This window comes from Aquincola tertiaricarbonis (assembly GCF_023573145.1).
Lineage (GTDB): Bacteria > Pseudomonadota > Gammaproteobacteria > Burkholderiales > Burkholderiaceae_C > Aquincola > Aquincola tertiaricarbonis_B.
Genome location: NZ_CP097636.1, coordinates 3166122 through 3186673, shown reverse-complemented (window position 1 = coordinate 3186673; position 20552 = coordinate 3166122). Strand labels below are relative to the sequence as shown.

At 68.3% G+C, this 20552-nt stretch carries 21 protein-coding genes; 12 read left to right on the top strand and 9 right to left on the bottom strand.

From position 1 onward, the window contains the following. Positions 1–8 precede the first annotated feature (8 nt). From MW290_RS29080 to MW290_RS29035, 9 genes are read left to right on the top strand one after another with little or no spacing between them, the layout of a single operon-like run. Positions 9–1484, top strand: coding sequence for an aldehyde dehydrogenase (locus tag MW290_RS29080; protein WP_250197830.1), 1476 nt, complete (start codon positions 9–11; stop codon positions 1482–1484). A 28-nt stretch (positions 1485–1512) separates the two neighbouring features. After that, positions 1513–2484, top strand: coding sequence for a VOC family protein (locus tag MW290_RS29075; protein ID WP_250197829.1), 972 nt, complete (start codon positions 1513–1515; stop codon positions 2482–2484). Next, on the top strand, positions 2481–3500 hold the full coding sequence (locus tag MW290_RS29070; RefSeq protein WP_375142899.1) for a Bug family tripartite tricarboxylate transporter substrate binding protein: 1020 nt from the start codon (positions 2481–2483) through the stop codon (positions 3498–3500). The genes MW290_RS29075 and MW290_RS29070 overlap by 4 nt, the downstream gene beginning before the upstream one ends. A gap of 10 nt (positions 3501–3510) precedes the next feature. Continuing rightward, positions 3511–3834: a hypothetical protein gene (locus MW290_RS29065; protein WP_250197828.1), complete on the top strand. Its 324-nt coding sequence runs from the start codon at positions 3511–3513 to the stop codon at positions 3832–3834. 45 nt (positions 3835–3879) lie between these two features. Next, positions 3880–4104, top strand: coding sequence for a recombinase-like helix-turn-helix domain-containing protein (locus MW290_RS29060; protein ID WP_250197827.1), 225 nt, complete (start codon positions 3880–3882; stop codon positions 4102–4104). A 30-nt stretch (positions 4105–4134) separates the two neighbouring features. Next, the gene (locus MW290_RS29055; RefSeq protein WP_250197826.1) at positions 4135–5181 is read left to right on the top strand and encodes a Rieske 2Fe-2S domain-containing protein; all 1047 of its coding nucleotides are present in this window, start codon (positions 4135–4137) and stop codon (positions 5179–5181) included. A 2-nt stretch (positions 5182–5183) separates the two neighbouring features. Continuing rightward, positions 5184–5651 carry a RidA family protein gene (locus MW290_RS29050; protein ID WP_310740136.1) on the top strand — a complete coding sequence of 156 codons (468 nt, stop codon included), beginning with the start codon at positions 5184–5186 and terminating at the stop codon, positions 5649–5651. A gap of 30 nt (positions 5652–5681) precedes the next feature. Then, positions 5682–6656 (top strand): PDR/VanB family oxidoreductase, encoded by a 975-nt coding sequence (locus MW290_RS29040; RefSeq protein ID WP_250197825.1) that lies wholly within the window; start codon positions 5682–5684, stop codon positions 6654–6656. A 54-nt stretch (positions 6657–6710) separates the two neighbouring features. After that, positions 6711–7001 (top strand): nucleotidyltransferase family protein, encoded by a 291-nt coding sequence (locus MW290_RS29035; RefSeq protein ID WP_250197824.1) that lies wholly within the window; start codon positions 6711–6713, stop codon positions 6999–7001. An 87-nt stretch (positions 7002–7088) separates the two neighbouring features. Here MW290_RS29035 and dkgB read toward each other — a convergent pair whose 3' ends face one another. Further along, the gene (dkgB, locus tag MW290_RS29030) at positions 7089–7895 is read right to left on the bottom strand and encodes a 2,5-didehydrogluconate reductase DkgB (RefSeq protein WP_250197823.1); all 807 of its coding nucleotides are present in this window, start codon (positions 7893–7895) and stop codon (positions 7089–7091) included. Positions 7896–7921: 26 nt separating this feature from the next. Continuing rightward, the gene (locus MW290_RS29025; RefSeq protein ID WP_250197822.1) at positions 7922–9127 is read right to left on the bottom strand and encodes an MFS transporter; all 1206 of its coding nucleotides are present in this window, start codon (positions 9125–9127) and stop codon (positions 7922–7924) included. A 101-nt stretch (positions 9128–9228) separates the two neighbouring features. On the opposite strand from MW290_RS29025, the gene MW290_RS29020 reads away from it, so the two are divergent. Beyond that, positions 9229–10143: a LysR family transcriptional regulator gene (locus tag MW290_RS29020; protein WP_250197821.1), complete on the top strand. Its 915-nt coding sequence runs from the start codon at positions 9229–9231 to the stop codon at positions 10141–10143. Between the two features lie 7 nt (positions 10144–10150). On the opposite strand, the gene arsH is transcribed toward MW290_RS29020, so the two are convergent. The 7 genes from arsH to MW290_RS28985 all read right to left on the bottom strand — a co-directional run bounded on the left by arsH (position 10151) and on the right by MW290_RS28985 (position 17095). Further along, positions 10151–10843, bottom strand: coding sequence for an arsenical resistance protein ArsH (gene arsH, locus MW290_RS29015; RefSeq protein ID WP_259373512.1), 693 nt, complete (start codon positions 10841–10843; stop codon positions 10151–10153). Positions 10844–10940: 97 nt separating this feature from the next. Beyond that, positions 10941–11363, bottom strand: a complete 423-nt coding sequence (gene arsC, locus MW290_RS29010; protein ID WP_250197820.1) for an arsenate reductase (glutaredoxin) — start codon at positions 11361–11363, stop codon at positions 10941–10943. Between the two features lie 4 nt (positions 11364–11367). Further along, the gene (gene arsB, locus MW290_RS29005) at positions 11368–12453 is read right to left on the bottom strand and encodes an ACR3 family arsenite efflux transporter (protein WP_250197819.1); all 1086 of its coding nucleotides are present in this window, start codon (positions 12451–12453) and stop codon (positions 11368–11370) included. 1 nt (position 12454) lies between these two features. After that, on the bottom strand, positions 12455–12934 hold the full coding sequence (locus MW290_RS29000) for an arsenate reductase ArsC (RefSeq protein ID WP_250200128.1): 480 nt from the start codon (positions 12932–12934) through the stop codon (positions 12455–12457). 98 nt (positions 12935–13032) lie between these two features. Beyond that, positions 13033–14691, bottom strand: coding sequence for a group II intron reverse transcriptase/maturase (gene ltrA, locus MW290_RS28995; RefSeq protein ID WP_445659480.1), 1659 nt, complete (start codon positions 14689–14691; stop codon positions 13033–13035). A gap of 675 nt (positions 14692–15366) precedes the next feature. Next, positions 15367–15690, bottom strand: a complete 324-nt coding sequence (locus MW290_RS28990) for an ArsR/SmtB family transcription factor (protein WP_250197818.1) — start codon at positions 15688–15690, stop codon at positions 15367–15369. A gap of 40 nt (positions 15691–15730) precedes the next feature. Further along, entirely contained in the window at positions 15731–17095 is a 1365-nt protein-coding gene (locus tag MW290_RS28985) for a sensor histidine kinase (protein ID WP_250197817.1), read from the bottom strand. A 14-nt stretch (positions 17096–17109) separates the two neighbouring features. On the opposite strand from MW290_RS28985, the gene MW290_RS28980 reads away from it, so the two are divergent. Together MW290_RS28980 and MW290_RS28975 are read left to right on the top strand one after the other, a co-directional pair. Next, complete coding sequence (locus tag MW290_RS28980; RefSeq protein ID WP_250197816.1) at positions 17110–17736, top strand: response regulator; 627 nt, start codon at positions 17110–17112, stop codon at positions 17734–17736. 127 nt (positions 17737–17863) lie between these two features. Further along, complete coding sequence (locus MW290_RS28975; protein ID WP_250197815.1) at positions 17864–20527, top strand: phosphatidylinositol-specific phospholipase C domain-containing protein; 2664 nt, start codon at positions 17864–17866, stop codon at positions 20525–20527. Positions 20528–20552: the final 25 nt, after the last annotated feature.

Below are 20552 nucleotides of genomic sequence, written 5' to 3'. Positions count from 1 at the left end.
GAACCCCGATGGCGCAACTGGAACTGCTGAAGATCAACGTGGCCGGCGAGTGGCGGCTGGGCGGTGGCGAGGAATACGAAAGCCTGTACCCCGCCACCGGCGAGCCCATCGCCCGCCTGCGCGCGGCCAGCCTGGCCGATGTGGACGAGGCCATTGCCGGCGCCCACCGCGCCTTCTTGACCAGCGGCTGGGCGCAGAAGCTGCCGCATGAGCGGGCTTCGGTGCTCTACCGCGTGGCGCAGCTGATCCGCGAGAACGCCGAGCGCCTGGCCCAGCAGCAGCGGCTGGACAACGGCAAGCCGATCAGCGAAACACGCGCGCTGGTGGCCAGCGCCGCCGGCACCTTCCAGTTCTTTGCCGCGGCCTGTGAAACGCTGGAAGAAACCATCACGCCCTCGCGCGGCCCGTTCGTGACCATGAGCGTGCACGAGCCCATGGGCGTGGTGGCGGCCATCACGCCGTGGAACTCGCCGATTGCCAGCGAGGCGCAGAAGCTGGCGCCCGCGCTGGCCGCGGGCAATGCGGTGGTGGTCAAGCCGGCCGAGGTCACGCCGCTGATGGCGCTGGAACTGGCCCGCCTGTGCGAAGAAGCCGGCGTGCCGCGTGGCATCGTCAGCGTGCTGCCGGGCAAGGGCTCGGTGATCGGCGATGCCATCACCCAGCACCCGCTGGTCAAGCGCGTGTCCTTCACCGGCGGCACCACCACCGGCAAGCACATCGCGCACATCGCGGCCGACAAGATGATGCCGGTGTCGCTGGAGCTGGGCGGCAAGTCGCCCACCATGGTGCTGGAAGACGCCGACCTGGACCATGCGGTCAATGGCGTGCTGTACGGCATCTTCAGCAGCTCGGGCGAGTCGTGCATCGCCGGCTCGCGGCTCTTCGTCGCGCGCAGCATCTACGACGAATTTTTGACGCGGCTGACCGAGCGCGCCGCTGCGCTGCGCGTGGGCGACCCGGCCGACGAGCGCACCCAGATGGGCCCGCTGATCACCGCTCGCCACCGTGAAGGCATCGAGCGCTACGTGGCGCTGGGCGTCAGCGAAGGCGGGCGCATCCGCACCGGCGGCGTGCGACCGCATGGCCAGGCGCTGGAGTCGGGCTACTTCTACACGCCCACCATCCTGGAAGGGCTGGACAACCGCGCCCGCACCGCGCAGGAAGAGATCTTCGGCCCGGTGCTGGTGGCGATGCCTTTTGATACCGAAGCGGACTTGATCGCGCAGGCCAACGACAGCATCTATGCCTTGGCGGCCGGCGTGTGGAGCCGCGACTTCAAGCGCGCCTGGCGCCTGGGCCGTGCGGTGCAGGCAGGCACCGTGTGGATCAACACCTACAAGCAGTTCAGCATCTCCACGCCCTTCGGCGGCTGGCGCGACAGCGGCCTGGGCCGCGAGAAGGGCCGCGAAGGCATCTTCCAGTACATGGAGCAGAAGAGCCTGTACTGGGGCACCAACGAACACCCGTTGCCATGGGCCAACTGAGCCGCAGGCGGCCACTGAAGGAAACAAGATGAGCGTCCTCGGCATCGACCAGATCACCTACGTGGCAGACGACCTGCCCACCTGCAAGCGCTTCTTCATCGACTGGGGGCTGACGCTGACGGCCGACTCGGCCGACCAGCTGGTGTTCGAGTGCCTGAACGGCTGCCGCGTGGTGGTGGCCCGGCTGGGCCTGCCCGGCCTGCCGGCCGGCACCGAAGAGGGCAACACGCTGGTGGAGGTGGTGTGGGGCGTGGACAGCGATGCCGACCTGGACCGCTATGCCGCCGCCATCGCCGACCAGCCCGGCTTCGTGGATGGCGAGGTGGAGGGTGCCCGCCGCATCGGCTGCACCGACCCCAACGGCCTGGCGCTGCGCCTGCAGCGCAGCCGCAAGCATGCGGTGCAGGTGGAATGCGGCCCCAGCAACACCTGGAACGACAAGCTGCGCATCAACCGCGCCAGCCCCATCTATGAGCGGGCCACGCCCATCGAGGTGGGCCACGTGGTGTTCTTCGCCAGCGACGTGCCCAGCACCAGCGCCTTCTACCGCGACAAGCTCGGCTTCGTCGCCTCCGACAGCTACCCGGGCCGTGGCGCTTTCCTGCGCTGCGCGCCGGAGGGCGGCCACCACGACCTGTTCCTGCTGCAGCTGCCTTCGGGCAAGCGCGGGCTCAACCACGTGGCCTTTGCGGTGCGCGACATCCACGAGGTGTTCGGCGGTGGCCTGCACTTCTCGCGCTGCGGCTGGGACACCCAGCTGGGCCCGGGCCGCCACCCCATCTCGTCGGCCTACTTCTGGTATTTCAAGAACCCCGCCGGCGGCCTGATCGAGTACTACGCCGACGAAGACCAGCTGACCGCCGACTGGCAGCCGCGCGAGTTCGAGCCCGGCCCCACCGTGTTCGCGGAATGGGCGGTGGACGGCGGCCTGGACGGCCATACCCGCCGGCAGAAGAATGCCGAAGCGCCCAGCGGCAAGTTCCTGACGGAGAAGAAGTGAAGCCCGTGCCCGCCACCCTGCGCCGCCTCTGCCTGGCCGCCGCTGGCGTGTTGGCGCTGTCGGCCCTGCTGCCCGCCCACGCGCAGCCGGCGGCCGACAGGTCCGCCGCCGAAAAGCAGCTGGCCGACGGCCGCTTCACCATCGTCGCGCCGTTTCCGCCCGGCGGGCCGGTGGACGTGCTGTCGCGCATCCTGGCCGATGGCCTGGGCAGGCGCTACGGCCAGACGGTGGTGGTGGACAACGTGGCCGGCGCCGCCGGCAACCTGGGCATCGATCGCGTCAAACGGGCCAAGGGTGATGGCCACACGCTGCTGGTGGTGCCCGCGGGCAACCTCACCATCAACCCCACGCTGATGCCGAACTTCCCGTTCAGCATCGAGAAGGACTTCGTGCCCATCACCATGCTGGCCAAGGCGCCCAACGTGCTGGTGGCCAGCCCCGCGCTCAAGCTGCGCAGCGCCAAGGAGCTGGTGGCGCTGGCCAAGGCCAAGCCGGCCACGCTGTTCTATGCCTCGCCCGGCGTGGGCAGCGGCCTGCACCTGGCCGGCGAGCTGTTCAAGCAGCAGGCCGACGTGGACATCACCCATGTGCCCTACAAGGGCACCGGCCCGGCCTTGAACGATGTGCTGGGCGGCGTGGTGCCGCTGATGTTCAGCAACCTGCCGGCCACGCTACCCTTCATCAAGGACGGCAAGCTGGTGGCCCTGGGCATCACCGACGCGGCGCGCAGCCCAGTGGCGCCCGACATTCCCACGCTGGCCGAGCAGGGCATTCCGGGCGTGCTGGTCACCTCGTGGTACGGCCTGCTGGCGCCGGCCGGCACGCCGCCCGCGGTGGCCGAGCAACTGGCGCGCGATGCCGCCGCCGTGCTGGCCGAGCCCGCCACGCGCGACAAGCTGCAGGCCCAGGGACTGTCCGATGCCACGATGAAGCCTGCCGACTTCGCCGCCCACATCCGCGCCGAGACGGCCACCTGGGCCCGCATCATCAAGGCGCGCAACATCGTGGCCGAGTGAGCTGACCACCATGAGCGAGTCCAACACCCTGCTGCTGACGGTGCTGCTCAAGCACCACCCCGGCCTGACGCTGGACGACGTGCAGCAGCGCATGAAGGCGGCCGACTGGTGGGAGCAGTTTCCGCCAGAAGGCGTGCGCGTCGTGTCCTGGACGGTGGCCATGGGCCTGGGCCAGGTGCTGACGCTGGAGCTGCCGCCCGACAAGCTGCCGCTGGTGAACGTGGAACTGGAGCGCCGTGCCTGGGGCGTGTTCACCACCGAGTGTTATCCCACCTACGACTTTGTTCCCGTGCGCGAACGCATCCGCGAACGCGTGCGCCATGGCGGGCAGTAGCTGCCGCGCCCACACCCACCATCCCCTTCCGCCAGGAGGCCGACGATGCAACCGACCGACCGCTACCTCGATCCGCACCAGGCGCGCCAGCGCCCGCCCACCCCGTATGAAGACCTGCTCGGCGACGCGATCGAGCGGGCCTTTGCCGCCGGCGTGCACGACCTGGCCGGCCTGGTGGAACACCTGAACCGCAGCCACCTGGCCACGCCCAGCGGCCAGGCCTGGACCGAAGAGAACTACCGCGCCGAGATCGCCCGGCTGGCCGCCTGAAGCCGCCCGCCGCCACCCCGAGGAAGCCCCATGAACATCCCCATCGCCGTTGCTGCCGATCCGGTCGACCAGTTGCTGGAAGTCGGCCTCAAGGACCTCTGGTACCCCATCTGCCCCAGCGGCTTTATCAAAGAGCGGCCTGTGTCGCTGCGCCGCCTGGGCCGCAAGCTGGTCTTCTGGCGCGACACACAAGGCGTGCTGCATGCGCTGGAAGACCGCTGCCCCCACCGCGGCGCGCCGCTGTCGCAAGGCGTGGTGCTGGGCGACCGCATCGCCTGCCCGTACCACGGCGTGGAAGTGCGCTGCGACGGCGTGGTGACCAAGGTGCCCGGCAGCCCCGGCTGCAAGCTCGAAGGCAGCCAGGCCACTCGCTGGTTCCATGTGCGCGAAGCGGCGGGCGCGGTGTTCCTCTACAACAGCAGCGAGCCGGTGGACACGCCGCCGCCGCTGCGGCTGCCCGAGCAGCTGACCGACGACAGCCAGTACGCCTCTTTCCTTTGTTATGCCGAATGGAAGGGCGACTACCGCTACGTGCTGGACAACGTGATGGACCCGATGCACGGGACCTTCCTGCACAAGCAATCGCACTCGATGGCCGAGGGTGATGCCACCGCCAAGTTCGGCATCCGCCCCACCGACACCGGCTTCGTGTTCGAGAAGGAAGGCCAGCGCAACGTCAACTTCGACTGGACCGAGTGGGCCGACACCGGCATCCACTGGATGCGGCTGGAGATCCCGTACCCGAAGACCGGCGGCCCCGGCGGCAACTTCATCATCATCGGCAGCTACACGCCGATCAGCCCCACGCTGTCTTGCGCCTTCCACTGGCGCGTGCGCAAGCTGCCGCCCGGCTGGCAGCGCGACACCTGGCGCTTCCTGTACAAGAACCGGCTGGAAGCCCGCCACTGGCATGTGCTGGAGCAGGACCGGGTGCTGATCGAGAACATGGAGCCCGATGCCAACCAGCATGAGCAGCTGTACCAGCACGACCTGGGCATCGTGCGGCTGCGCCGGCACCTGAAGGGCCTGGCCCAGGCCCAGCTGGCGGCCAAAGCCGACAAGACGGCCAAGGCTTGAGCATGGTGGCCGCCGCCCCGCGCTGCGTCGTCAACCCGGCCGCGCCGCTGCCGCCGCAGGCCACCTGGTCGCCCGCGTTGGTGCTGGGGCCGGAGGTGATCCTCTCCGGCCAGACGGCCGGCGCCGCCGCCCAGCAGGCCGCTGCCGCCGGCACGCCGCTGGACGCCTACCAGCAGACGCTGGTGTGCCTGCGCCAGCTGCAGGCGCTGCTGGAAGCGGCCGGTGGTGGCGTGCACAACCTGCTCAAGCTCACCGTGTACCTCACCGACATCGCCGACCGCGAGGCCGTGGGCCGGGCGCGGCGCGACTTCTTTGCCGATGTGCTGCCCGGCGCGCCGTACCCCGCCTCCACCCTGGTGGGCGTGGCCGCGCTGGTGCAGCCCGAACTGAAGGTGGAAGTGGACGGCCTGGCCCGGCTGGACGCCGACCTGCGCCTGGCCGCCCCGGCCCTGGGCCACACTGCCACCTGAACGAATCCTTCGCCCCTGCGAGCTGCTGCCATGTCTTCCCCGACCCTGAACGCCCTGGTCCACACGATGCGCCACGAGGCCGACGGCATCATCAGCGTCGAACTCCGCCCGGCCACGCCGGACGTGGACTTTCCGCCCTTCGAGGCCGGCGCCCACATCGACCTGCACCTGCCCAACGGCCTGGTGCGCAGCTACTCGCTGTGCAACCCGGCCAGCGACCGCCAGCGCTACGTGGTCGGCATCCTGAACGATCGCAAGAGCCGCGGCGGCTCACGCTACGTGCATGAGCAGCTGCGCGTGGGCAAGACGCTGCCCATCTCGGCACCGCGCAACAACTTCCATCTGCATGAGCAGGCGCCGCGATCGGTGCTGGTGGCCGGCGGCATCGGCATCACGCCCATCTGGTGCATGCTGCAGCGGCTGGTGGCCATCGGCCGGCCGGTGGAACTGCTGTACTGCGCCCGCACCCGAAAAGAAGCGGCCTTCGTGGCCGAGATCGAGGCGCTGGCGCAGCAGCACAACGTGCCCGTCACCTGGCACTTCGACGACAGCGCCGGTGCGCCGCCTGACCTGGCCCGCCTGCTGGCCGGCCGCCGTGCCGACAGCCACTTCTACTGCTGCGGCCCGGTCCCGATGCTGGACGCCTTCGAGCGCGCCTGCGAGGCGTTGAACTACCCGGCCGCGCACATCGAGCGCTTTGCGGCCGTGGCGGTGGAAGCGCCGGCCGCCACGCAAAGCTTCGTGGTGGAGTGCGCCCGCAGCGGCAACGTGGTGGAAGTGCCGCCCGGCAAGTCCATCCTCGACAGCCTGCTGGACGCCGGCCTGACGCCCGACCACAGCTGCAAGGAGGGGGTGTGCGGCGCCTGCGAAACCGCGGTGCTGGAGTTCGACGGCGAACTCGACCACCGCGACGGCATCCTCACCAAGATCGAACGCGACTCCGGCCGCACGATGATGATCTGCGTGTCCAGCTGCAAGGGCAAGCGGCTGGTGCTGGACGTTTGACGGGCTGCAACCGGCGTTGATCTACGATCGCGCCGGTTCCTTTCGGGAGAGCGCATGAGACCGTCTGAAGCCTTGGCGAACTACCGCGCGGAGATCCGGCAGGTGGTCGAATCGCACCGTGCCCGCAATGCGCGGGTCTTCGGCTCGGTGCTGCACGACAGCGATACCGAAGGCAGCGACCTGGACATCCTGGTGGATCCGACGCCCGAGACCACGCTGTTCGACATCGGCGCCATCCGGCGCGATCTGCACCAGCTCCTGGGCGTTCGGGTCGATGTGCTCACGCCCAACGCGCTGCCGGATCATTTCCGCGTACGGGTGCTGTCGGAGGCGCGGTTGATATGAGCGTGGATCAGCAGCGCTTGATGCACACGCATATCGCCGCTGCCCGCGCCGCGTTGTCGCTCGGCACTGGGCGCGGGCAGCCCAGCCTCAATCCCACACCGGCGCCAGCCCCTCCGGGTTCACCAACCGCTGGCCGCGGTCCAGTGTGGCGATGCGGGCCATCTCAGCGTCGGTCAGCTTGAGCTGCTGTGCGGCCAGGTTGGCTTGCAGGTGCTCGCGCTTGGTGGATGAGGGGATGACCGCATGGCCCAGCTGCAGGGCCCAGGCCAGTGCCACCTGGGCGGTGCTGGCGCCGTGGGCCGCGGCGATCTCCGTCAGCACCGGGTCGGCCAGCACTTCGCCGTAGCCCAGCGTCATGTACGAAGTCAGCGCCACGCCCTGGCTGCGCGCGAACGCGGCCACCTGGCGGTTCTGCAGGTAGGGGTGCAGCTCCACCTGGTGGGTGGCGATGCGGCCGGAGCCAGCGGCGGCGATGGCTTCCTTCATCAGTGCGATGCTGAAGTTGGAGATGCCGATCTGCCGCGTCAGGCCCTGGTCCTGCGCCGCCCGCAGCGCGACGACCGATTCGGCCACCGGCACCGCGCCGCCGGGTGAGGGCCAGTGGATCAGCGCCAGATCGACATGGTCGGTGCGCAGCTTGTCCAGGCTCTCGCGCAGGCTGGACCCCAGGTGGTCGGCCGCCAGGTGCTCCGTCCACACCTTGGTGGTGATGAACAGCTGGCTGCGCGGCACGCCGCTGCGTTCGATGGCTTCGCCGATCTCGGCTTCATTGCCGTAGATCTGCGCCGTGTCGATGGCACGGTAGCCGAGGTCCAGCGCGGTGAGCACCGAGTCAATGACCGTCTGGCCCTTGAGGCGGAAGGTGCCGAGGCCGAAGCGGGGAAGGGTGGTCATGGAAGGTCCTTGGGAGAGGTGGAAGTTCAGTGGCCGACGTGCGCCGTGGCGCCGGCCAGGCGGGTGGGCACACCCTCGCGGCGGTCGAGCGCACCGCTCCAGCCCGTGAGCGCCAGCGACACCAGCACCACCAGGCCGCCGATCCAGGGCGTGTGCATCAGGCCCAGGTGCTCGACGATCAGGCCGCCGGCCCAGGCGGCGCCGGCAATGCCCAGGTTGAAGGCGGCGATGTTCAGGCCCGAGGCCACGTCCACCGCCTGGGGCACCTGGCGTTCCGCCTGGCGCACCACGTACAGCTGCAGGCCCGGCACGTTGCCAAAGGCCACCGCGCCCCAGGCCAGCACCGTGAGCACCGCCAGCCCGGGCTGCTGCGCCGTGAAGGTGAAGACGAACAGCACCGCGGCCAGCAGCGCGAAGATCAGCTTCAGCGCCGGAATCGGGCCCCAGCGGTCGGCCAGCCGGCCGCCCCACAGGTTGCCCACCGCCACCGACACGCCGTACACCAGCATCACCCAGGCCACCGCGCCGGCGCTGAAGCCCGACACCTCGGTGAGGATGGGCGCCAGGAATGTGAAGGGGATGAAGCTGCCGCCGTAGCCGATGGCCGTCTTGGCGTACACCAGCAGCAGCCGCGGCTCGGCCAGCACCCGGGCCTGCTGGGCCAGCGAAGCCGGCGGCGTGTGGGCGATGTTCCGCGGCACCAGCACGGCGCTGCCGACGAAGGCCAGCACGCCCAGGGCGGCCACGGCGAGGAAAGTCTCACGCCAGCCGAAGTGCTGGCCGATGAAGGTGCCCAGCGGCACGCCGGTGACCAGGGCCACCGTCAGGCCGGTGAACATCAGCGCGATGGCGCTGGCCGCCTTGTCCTTGGGCACCAGGCTGGTGGCGATGGTGCTGCCGATGGAGAAGAACACGCCGTGCGCCAGGCCGGTGAGCACCCGCGCCGCGACCAGCGTGCCGTAGCCCGGCGCCTGCCAGGCCAGCAGGTTGCCGGCGGTGAAAAGGGCCATCAGCCCCAGCAGCAGCTGCTTGCGCGGCAGGCGGCCGGTGAGGGCGGTGAGCACCGGCGCGCCGACGGCCACGCCCAGCGCATACAGGCTGACCAGCAGGCCGGCCGAGGGCAGGCTCACGCCCAGGTCGGCCGCCACGGTGGGCAGCAGGCCGACGATCACGAATTCGGTGGTGCCGATGGCAAACGCGCTGAGCGTCAGCGCGAGCAGGGCAAGTGGCATGGGGTACTCCAGGAATAGGTTCGGATGGCCGGGAGTGTGGGCGCGGCTTTCTTGCGGAAAAATACCGTGTCGGGCACAAGACCCTTGAGCCGGAGTCAAGAATGAAGACCACGCTGGACGAGTTGCTGGCCCTGCGCACGGTGGTGGACACCGGTTCCATCACCGCCGCGGCCGAGCAGCTGGGGCAGACCGTCTCGGGCATCAGCCGCGCGCTGCGGCGGCTGGAGGACAAGCTGGGCACCACGCTGCTCAACCGCACCACGCGGCGCTTGTCGTTGACGGAGGAGGGCCATGCCTTCCTGGCGCGGGCGCGCGCCATCCTGGCCGCGGTGGACGAGGCCGAGGAGCAGATGGCCAGCCGTCGCCGCCAGCCGGCGGGCCGCCTGCGGGTGAATGCGGCCGTGCCTTTCATGCTGCACGTGGTGGCGCCGCTGGTGGCCGGATTCCAGGCGTTGTACCCGCTGATCGAGCTGGAGCTGAACACCGACGACCTGCCGATCGACCTGCTGCAGCGCGATACCGACGTGGCCATCCGCATCGGGCCGCTGGTCGATTCCACGCTGCGCGCACGGCCACTGGGTCACAGCGTGGTGCGGGTGCTGGCCAGCCCGGCCTACCTGAAGGCGCACGGCCGGCCCCGCACGGTGGCCGACCTGGCCGGCCCCGCGCACCGGCTGCTGGGCTTCAACCAGCCCGAGTCCTTGAACCGGTGGCCGCTGCGCGGCCCGCAGGGCGAACGGCTGCACATCCAGCCGGCGCTCAAGGCCAGCAGCGGCGAGACGCTGCGGCGCCTGGCGCTGGAGGGAGCCGGCATCGTCGCGCTGTCGGACTTCGTCACCGCCGAAGACCGCCGCAGCGGCGCGCTGGTGCAGCTGCTGCCGCGCGAGACGGTGGACGTGCGCCAGCCCATCCACGCCGTGTTCTATCGCAACACCGAGCTGTCCTCGCGCATCGGCTGCTTCCTCGACCACCTGGCCGAGCGGATGGATGAGCGGATGGGCGAGGCCGGCCGCTGATGGCCGGTCAGATCGCCCGCTGGTTCACGCGGCGGGCGAGTTCTTCGGCGCTTTCCTTGCGCTCGCTGTAGCGGTCGACCAGGTAAGGCGCCACGTCGCGCGTCAGCAGCGTGAACTTGACCAGCTCCTCCATCACGTCCACCACACGGTCGTAGAAGGCCGAGGGCTTCATGCGGCCTTCGTCGGTGAATTCGGCGAAGGCCTTGGCCACCGACGACTGGTTGGGGATGGTGATCATGCGCATCCAGCGGCCCAGGATGCGCATCTGGTTCACCGCGTTGAACGACTGGCTGCCGCCGCACACCTGCATCAGCGCCAGCGTCTTGCCCTGGGTGGGTCGCACCGCGCCCACGCTGAGCGGAATCCAGTCGATCTGCGACTTCATGATGCCGGTCATCGCGCCATGGCGTTCGGGCGAGCACCACACCATGCCTTCACTCCAGGCGGCCAGCGTGCGCAGCTCCTGCACCTTGGGGTGATCGTCGGGCGCGCCATCGGGCAGCGGCAGGCCGGCGGGGTCGAAGATCTTCACCTCGGCCCCCAGGGCCTGCAGCAGGCGCGCGGCTTCAAACGTCAGCAGCCGGCTGTACGAGCGCTCGCGCAGCGAGCCGTACAGCAGCAGGATGCGCGGCGCATGGGTGGAGGGTGCGGCCACCGTCAACTGCTGCGCGCTCGGCGTGGGCAGCAGTTCAGGTTGCAGCGCGGGGAAGGTGTCGGCACTCAGTTCCGCCGGGTCGCCCCAAGGAACTGAGCGGCCCCCTTGGGGGGTAGCGAGTGCAGCGAGCTTGGGGGCTTCATTACCCAAGGCGCACCCCGTCGTCGACGACCTGTTCACCGTCTTCCTTGGTGAAGGGCGGCAGCGGCGGCACCGGCAGCAGTTCGAGCACGGCCTCCGACGGTCGGCACAGCTTCGTGCCCAGCGGCGTCACCACCACCGGCCGGTTCATCAGCACCGGGTGGCGGCCGATGGCGTCCAGCAGCTCGTCGTCTGTCCATTTCGGGTTGCCCAGGTCCAGCTCGGCGTAGGGCGTGCCCTTTTCGCGCAGCAGCGCGCGCACCGGCATGTCCATCGCCCGCAGCAAGGCCTGCAACTCGGCCTTGCTGGGCGGCGTCTTCAGGTACTCGACCACCGTGGGTTCGATGCCGGCATGCCGGATCAGCGCCAGGGTGTTGCGGGAGGTGCCGCAGGCGGGGTTGTGGAAGATGGTGACGGGGATCATGGCATCAGGGTTTGGCAAGGCCGCGCTCGTACCAGGCGCGGGAACGGTTGACGACCGCCACGACGGCCAGCATCACGGGCACCTCGATGAGCACGCCCACGACGGTGGCCAGGGCCGCGCCGGACTGGAAGCCGAACAGGCTGATGGCCGCCGCCACCGCCAGTTCGAAGAAGTTGCTGGCACCGATGAGCGCCGACGGCCCGGCCACGCAGTGCTGCACGCCCATGCGGCGGTTGAGCCAGTAGGCCAGGCCGGAGTTCAGCACCACCTGGATGAGGATGGGCACCGCCAGCAGCGCGATGACCAGCGGCTGCTCCAGGATGGCCCGGCCCTGGAAGGCGAACAGCAGCACCAGCGTGAGCAGCAGCGCCGCGATCGAGAACGGCCCCAGCCGCGCCGCCACTGCCTGGAAGTGCGCGGTGCCGCGCGCCAGCAGCTGCTTGCGCCACAGCTGCGCGATGATCACCGGCACCACGATGTACAGCCCCACCGACGTGAGCAGCGTGTCCCACGGCACGGTGATGGACGACAGGCCCAGCAGCAGGGCCACGATGGGTGCGAAGGCCACCACCATGATGGCGTCGTTCAGGGCCACCTGCGACAGCGTGAAGTACGGGTCGCCCTTGCACAGCTGGCTCCAGACGAACACCATCGCCGTGCAAGGCGCGGCGGCCAGCAGGATGAGCCCCGCCACGTAGCTGTCCAGCTGCTCGGCGGGCAGCCAGGGCGCGAACACCTGCCGCACGAAGATCCACGCCAGCAGCGCCATCGAGAAGGGCTTGACCGCCCAGTTGATGAACAGCGTGACGCCGATGCCGCGCACATGGGCCCGAACCTGGCCCAGTGCCGAGAAGTCGATCTTCAGCAGCATCGGGATGATCATCACCCAGATGAGCACGCCCACCGGCAGGTTCACCCGCGCCAGCTCCAGGTCGCCCACCGCCTGGAAGAAGCCCGGCCAGGCCTGGCCCAGCAGGATGCCGGCGACGATGCACAGCGCCACCCACACGGTGAGGTAACGCTCGAAGAAGCCGATGGCCGGTGCGGGCGCCTGCACTGCGGCCTGGTTGCCAAGAGGTGATGCGCTCACGTCAGCTGCCCCCGATGCGTTTGACTTCCTGGTGCAGCGCCAGGCCGTCCAGGGTGGTAATGGGCAGCGACAGCATCAGGTCGATGCGGCGCTTCATGGTCACGGCTGCGTCGCGGAAGGCCTGCTGCCGGACCTCGTCACTGCCCTCGACAGCCGCGGGGTCAGGCATGCCCCAGTGGGCCGTCATCGGCTGACCGGGCCACAGCGGGCAGGCCTCGCCCGCGGCCTGGTCGCAGACCGTGAACACGAAGTCCATCCTGGGCGCGCCCGGCGCGGCGAACTCTTCCCACGACTTGCTGCGCAAGCCGTCGGTCGGGATGTTCAGCCGCTGCAGCTCCTGCAGCGCCAGCGGATGCACCGCGCCCTTGGGCTGGCTACCGGCGGAGAAAGCCCGGAAGCGGCCGCCGCCGGCCGAGTTGAGCAGCCCTTCCGCCAGGATGGACCGCGCCGAATTGCCGGTGCAGATGTCGGGTAGGGACAGTGCATTGCTGCGCCATCCCCCCCTAAGAACCCGGCGTGCGAGTTTCCCCGCACCGGGCTCAAGCCTCGTCAAAGCCCCGTTTTACCGGAGCCGGCAGTTCACTTCTTACCGCGGCTATGGACTTGCCTGTGACAGTTTGGATGCAGCAGCACCAGGTTTCGCATTGCATCCGTTCCGCCTTGAGCCCTCGGAAGGACGTGGTGGACATGCCAACCTGTCTCCTTCGTGATGCGCTCGTTGCAGACCGGGCATGCGCCCTCTTGTGCGTACCAAAGATGAAGCAGTTGGCCGCGACCCCTGAAGCTGTCTTTCATAGACAGGCCGAGCCTGTCTTCGAAGTATCGCTCCCACGCGGGATCGTATGGATGTGCCTCACCCTTGATCTTCGTATAGCGCTTGATTGAGGTGTCAGCGGCCTTCGCCAATGTCACCTTCCTCTCGCGGCCATCTTCATCCACTACCGTCGTGCTGAACACCCAGTCTCGAAGTCCTTCACGAATAAAGTAACGATCCTTTATCCAGTCAGACCTCTTGTTCGGATGCCTGCGGCATGACCAGCGCCAAAGCCATCGCCAGATGAGCGAGTCCACCCTGTTGAAGGTGTCCGTTGCCACCTGGTTCCGGTGATAGTTTGCCCACCCACGAATGACCGGGTTGAGTTTCGCTATCACCGTCTCCTGCTTCGCTGTCTTGGCCTCATTGATCGTGCCCCGGACTTTCCGCAAGAACGCTTGCACGTTCTTCTTCGCAGGCTTGATGAGGAATTTCCCATCGTACTTGCGCACGTTCCATCCGAGGAAATCAAAGCCTTCCTCGATATGCACGACCTTGGTCTTCTCCGGCGATAAGGTCAGACCTCGCACTGCCAGGAATTCCACGATCATCTGCTTCGCTTCGTCCAGCGTTTCTCTCGTCGCGCCTGTGACCACGAAGTCATCTGCATACCGGATCAAGTGAACCTTGTTCTTCCAAGCCGCTCTGGTCTCGGGAGCGCCGAAGCGCTCCCGCAGAATTCGCTCGATTCCATCCAAGGTCATGTTCGCCAACGTCGGGGAAATGATGCCTCCTTGCGGAGTTCCTGCCTCGGTTGGGAACAACTGGCCATTCCATACAAAGCCGGATTTCAGCCACTTCCTGAGCATCGCCTTGTCCATCGGGATGTTGGCGAGTAGCCAGTCATGGCTGATGTTGTCAAAGCAGCCGGTGATATCTGCATCCAAGACCCATTGCGCAGATCGCGTCTTCGCAAGTGCCATGTAGCACTGCAAAGCCGCATCTCTACTTGCTCGTTCCGGCCGGAAGCCGTAGGAGTTCGGATCAGCAGTGGACTCCGAGACTGGTTCCAGGGCAAGCAGGTGTAGCGCCTGCATGGCCCTGTCCTTCATCGTTGGAATCCCCAAAGGACGCATCTTTCCATTTGCCTTCGGAATGAATACCCGACTCAAGGGCTTGGGCTGGTAGCCCTTCCGCTTGAGCGACAACACAGCTTCAGCTTTCGACTCCGGCGTGCTCCAGGTTTGCCCATCGACACCGGGCGTCTTCTTGCCTTGGTTCTCAGTGACTCGCTTCACAGCAAGAGCTTTGCCATAAAACGAGTGCGTCAGGAGCCATTGCAGAGATTTCACCCTGCTCCAGCGTCCCTCTCTAACTGCCTTTGCAATACGCATCTGCAGCCTTCTGACCGTTTGGTGCGCGTCGGCCCAGTCGATGCTGTGCCACGCTACCTCGCAGCCGGAGGCTGCACCAACCACTTGCATGGTCGTCATTTGCTTTTCCTCCATTAGGAAGGTTCATCAAACTCTCTTGCAAAGAGAGACCAGCCGAAAGTCTGCTCGCTTTCGCGCGGAGTGATGTTGGCTTGCGCCTCAACCCCTATCCGTCCCATTACAGAACGGCATTCGCTTTCTCCGGCATCCCATACCCGCATTCCCAACAGCTTTCCTTGCGGTCGGCCTGCCCGGTCGGGCGGGAGTACGGGCTTATCGTGTTCCGCGTAATTGACACTGGAAGGGTAGGTGTCGGCTATTTCCCGGTGAGCGCTTTTGTCCCCGCCTGACCACAATTCAACGTCAGGACCGCCCACGTCGCCTATTTGGCTCAAGCCTGTCAGCAATCTTTGGCTTGTTCAACGTAACGAGATTTATCGCCGATTCACATGAGTTCACCATACTTCCAAGCCTAGCTCCCTACCGCCTGATGCTGGCAGTTCCGCTTTCCTCTCGCGAGGTCGGCTTCACCCTTTCGGGGTGGGCTACATTGTCGAGATGGCTTCAAACACAGCCGTTGCCAGCCATGCTTGCATCTCTAGGCTACCGCCAGGGGAATGGCGGGTTCTCTGTCGAGATTTCTCCCGTAGAACAATCAACTACGCGACTTCACGTCGCACGAACAGAACGTTGTAGACCTTGTCGTCCATGAGGATCTCCAGGTGGTCAGCAGCCGCAGGCGGCTGCCGGCTGCGGCACGCAGGCAATGCCTGCGCAGCAGTTCTCGGTGAGGTAGCCCACCATGTCGTTGATGCGCGCGATCTCGGCGCGGTAGATGAGGTGACGGCTCGAGCGCTCCACCGACACCAGGCCGCTGCGCGACAGCTCCTTCAAATGGAAGGACAGCGTGGCCGCGGCGATGCCCAGGCCCTCCTGCATCACGCCGGGCGTGAGGCCGGCGGGGCCGGCCACCACCAGGGCGCGGAACACCTGCAGGCGCACGGCATGCGCCAGGGCTGAAAGGCAATCGATGACGCTGGACTCTTCCATACTTCAACTATAGACGAAATATGGAGTCCGGGTGCTCGTGTCACGCCGGAGGCTCGCAGGCCGGCAACAGCAGGCTGAAGCTGCTGCCGTGGCCCACGCGCGAGCGCACCGCCAGCGCATGCCCCAGCCGCTCGGCCTGCTTGTGCACCAGCGCCAGGCCCAGGCCCTGGCCTTCGTCGTGGCGGTTGCTGCGGTCATCGAAGCGGCGGTAGGCAATGAAGAGCTGCGGCAGCACCGCCTCCGGCATGCCGGGGCCGCTGTCCAGCACCTGCAGCAGCCAGCCGCCGCCCCGCGGCCGCAGCACCAGCAGCACGCCGCCGCGGCGGGTGTAGCGCACCGCGTTGGACAACAGGTTGTCGACGATGGACTGCAGCATCATCGGGTCGCTGTCGGCCCAGGCCTGGCGGGCCCCGGCGCCGATGCGGCTGCGCAGCCGCAGGCCCTGGTCGGCCGCCTGCGCCGTGAACTGCGCCAGCCGCTCGTGGAGGAAGGCGGGCAGGTCGATCGGCCGCCGCGCCACCTGCGCCTCACCGGCTTCCAGGCGCGAGAGTTCCAGCAGCCGCGTCAGCTGCGCCGTCATCGCCCGCAACGCGCCGTCCATCGGCGTGCACAGCGCGGCCACCCGTTGGGGCGAGAGTTCATCGCTGCGCAGCGAGCGCAGGAAACGCAGGTGCAGCGCCATCGCATGCACCGGCTGGCGCAGGTCGTGGCTCACGCCGGCCAGGAACAGGCTCTTGGCCCGCAGCGCCGTCTGCACCGCGTCGCGCTCGATGCGCAGCGCTTCGGCCAGCCGCGCGTTCTGCCGCGTGATCTGCAGTGCGTGGCGCATGGCCGCATGCTGGTTGCGGCCGAAGGCCATCAGCACCACCAGAGAAAACGCGATGGTGAGCCCGCCCGCCAGCGACACGCCGCCGCCGAGGACGACGGACTGGGTGATGAACGGCAGCTGTGCGGTGAGCAGGTAGATGCGCAGCGCCTGCGGCAGCGGCGCGGCCGAGTTGACGGCGCCACTGTTCATGCCCACCAGCATGGCCACCGAGAAGAAGTCGAGGAAGGCGTTGCGGCCGCTGTAGCTCACCCATGGCAGCACGCCCCAGGACAGCCCCTGCAGCGCCATCAGCCAGAAGATCTGCCGTTCGGCGGCGTGGATGCCTGCCATGTCCAGCGTGGCCACGCGCGGCGCCAGCCGGCCTGCATGGGTGCTGCGCAGGGCCGCCACCAGCAGCACCACCGTGGCCCAGGGCAGCACCCCGTCACGCACGCCGTGGCCCAGCAGCACGACGGTGGTGGTCAGGCAGATCAGTACATTGCCGATGACCACCGTGCGGCGGTGCGACAGCAGCGTGGCCAGCAGCTCGCGACGCACTTCGCGCTCGTCGTCAGCGCTGTCGGCAACCTCGGTCATGCTATGTTTCCGGCGTGGAGGCCGGCCGCATTATCAGCATCGTCGTCGCGGAAGACCATGCCCTCGTGCGGCAGGGTTTGCAGCTGGTGCTCTCGCGCGAAGCGCGCATCCGCTGGCTGGGCGAAGCCGGTGACGGACCCACCGCGCTGGCGCTGACGCGCAGCCTGCAGCCCGATGTGCTGCTGCTCGACCTGGGCCTGCCGGGCCTGGACGGCCTGGACGTGATGCAGGCCATCACCACCGAACAGCTGTCCACCCGCGTGGTGGTGGTCACCGCGCGGCAGGACGCCGCTTCGGTGCGGGCCTCGCTGTCCTACGGCGCCCATGCCTATGTGCTGAAGACCGACGATGCCGACGAGCTGATCGGCGCCATCTTCAGCGTGGCCGCGGGTGGCTACTACGTGAGTGTGGAGCTGGCCAGCGTGTTCGAGCGCGAGAGCACCGCCGACCGCGAGCCGCTGAGCAGCCGCGAGCTGGACATCGCTGCGCGCGTGGGCCGCGGCATGGCCAGCAAGGCCATCGGGCGTGAGCTGGGCATCTCGGAGCACACGGTGCGCAAGCACCGCGAGAACATCGCCCGCAAGCTGGGCCTGCGCAATGCGGCCGAGCTGGTGGCTTGGTCCATCCGCCACCGCCTGTGAATCCCTAGCTTCGCAGGGCCCGCCAAGCGGCCCGCTACGCCGTAGTTCGTATTGAGGGCGCACCCCCGCGGCGGCTCAATACGCAGCGCCGCGCCATCAGGCCGGCGTTGGGGCAAGGAGACATGACATGAAGCGATGGATGAGGAGCGCGCTGGCCGGCATGGCCGCGCTGGTGGCCACCGTGGGGCTCGCACCGGCCGCCTGGGCCGCGGTGCACATACCCGATTGCGGTGGCGAGAACCAGCGGGTGTGCAAGTGGACCGACCAGGAGTACTACGACACCGGCCTGGGCTCGTGCGAGTACGACCTGAAGGAGAGCAATGGCGTCTGCGTCAACGAGAAGCGGCGCATCTGGGCCGGCCGTGACGCCTGGCTGGAGTGGGCGCTCAAGCAGCAGCGCTACGGCATCTCGGTCAACGAGCCGATCAACTGGGTGCCGCACATCGGCGGCCACAACGCCTACAGCAGCCGCAACCAGGGCTTCGGCATCGACCAGTCCAACCAGACCTATTCGATCAGCGACCAGCTGCGCATGGGCGTGCGCTTCCTGGAGATCGACCCGCACTACTCCGAAGGCCAGTACGTGGTGTGCCACAACAGCAAGCAGGTGTGCCTGCCCAGCTATCGGCGGCGACTGGCCTACGTGTTCGACGAAATCCGCCTCTGGCTGCGCGACAACCCGGACGAGGTGCTGTTCATCAAGCTGGACGAGCACGTGGACGACAACACCGCCGGCCTGGGCGAACTGATCAACCACTACTTTCGCGACACCGTCTACAAGCGTGCGGCCGACCCCAAGCAGTGGCCCACGGTGGCCCAGGTGCGGGCGGCCGGCAAGCAGGTGCTGCTGGCCACGCGCAATGCGCAGATCAGCAGCACCACCTACATGTGGTACTTCGACTACAACTACGCCACCGGCCGCGACCACCCCAAGTTGTTCGACCTCGGTGTCTGCACCGACGGCGATGGCCGTGCCACCTATTCGCGCCCGAAGTGGATGTGGAGTGCGGTGGCCGAAGGCCGCTCGGCCAGCAACTTCTTCGACCTCACCGGTCTCATTCCCTCCGGGCAGGCGGTGGCCGCCTACCTGCGCTGCGGCGTGTCGGTGGTGGGCCTGGACTACCTGGACGCGCTCAGCGATTCCGCCATCACCTTCTTCCGCAGCTACGACAAGGACGACCGCGTGGCCGGCAGCGTGTGGACCTTCGAGCCCGGTGACTACGGCCAGGCGGGGCCGGTGATGATGCGCGGCAACACCGGCCGCTGGGCCTCGCGCCCGGCGAGTGAGCCGCGCCGCTTCGCCTGCGCGCTGGTGGACGCCAGCCAGAACTTCCAGTCGCGCGGCTTCCGCGTGACCCAGGCCGCCGACGTGTGGACGCGCGGCGAAGAAACCTGCCGCCGCGAGTTCGGCACCGGCTACCGCTTTGCGGTGCCCACGCTGCCGCACATCAACGACGCGGTGCTGCGCGCCGCCGGTGGCAGCGACGTGTGGCTGAACTACAGCCTGGTGACCCAGCGCGACCCCATCGCGCTGCCCGGCACGCTGCAGTACATCACCCCGTTGGGCCTGAAGCCCACCGAGCCGCGGGAGATCACCGTCTACGGCCGCACCGACCGGCCGCGCACCTTGGTGGCCAAGGCCGACGTCGACTGGCTGCAGCTGACCTGGACCGACGGCACCGCGGTGCGCGACCAGGGCAACCGGCTGCAGGTGCGCCTGGCGCCGCAGGCGCCGGTGGATGCCGGTGAATACAAGGGCACGCTGTCCGTCGGCTACCAGGACGGCGCCGGCACCGTGAGCCAGATTCCGGTGCTCTACCGCATCCAGCCCGAGCTGCTGATCGGCATCAACCCCGCGCGGCCCGTGGTGCGTCAGCCGGCCGAAGCCCGGCTGACGGTGCAGCTGGTGGCGCGTGTGCCCAAGATGCCCATCAGCGGCGGCGCCGTGACGCTGCGCGAGCTGCTGACGCCGCCTTCGGCCAGCCAGCCCGCCACCTACCGCGACCTGGGCACGCGCAACGTGCAGGGCTCGGGCGTGGACCTGAAGCTGGAGTTCGTGGTGCCCAGCCGCAGCCTGGCCCAAGGGGTGCACCAACTGGTGGCCGAGTACTCGGGCGGGCCGACCTACCTGGCCAGCCGCACCGCGCTCACCCCGTTCGAGGTGCTGCCGCGCATCGAGGTGCAGCCCACGTCGGTGAGCTTCTCGCTGCCGCCGGGCGGCCCGCTGCCCGCGGCGCAGGCCCTCAAGATCGCCGGTGCACAGGGTGCGGTGAAGCTGGGCAAGCTGCCCGCCTGGGCCCAGGCCCAGCAGGTGGGCGACGAGTGGCGCGTGGGCCTGAACACCTCCGCGCTGCAGCTGCCGGCCGGCCGCCATGCCACCAGCTTCGTGGTGAGCGACGGCCAGCCCGGCGAGAACACCGTGCCGTTGACGCTGGACGTGCAGCCTTCTGCCAGCGGCCTGCCGGTGCTGTACGCCAGCAGCGGCGGCCCGCGGCGCGACGGCGGGCGGGATGAGCGCTTCGTGCCGCTGCGCATCGTCAACAACGGGCCGGGTGCGGCGGTGGGGGTGCAGATCACGTCCATCGGCGTGGAAGTGCTCAGCGGCAGCGGCACGGTCAGCGTGCGCGGCGGCCTGCCGATCGCGCTGCCCAGCATCGCCGCCGGCGGCAGCGCCACGCCCGAACTGCTGCTGCGCTGGCCCGCCACCGCCACCCGCGTGCGCCTGACGCTGGGCATCAGCGCCAACGACGGCAGCTACACCGCCACGCCCACGCTGAGCCTGATCCGCTGAGCACGGCCCACCCACCAAGGAGACT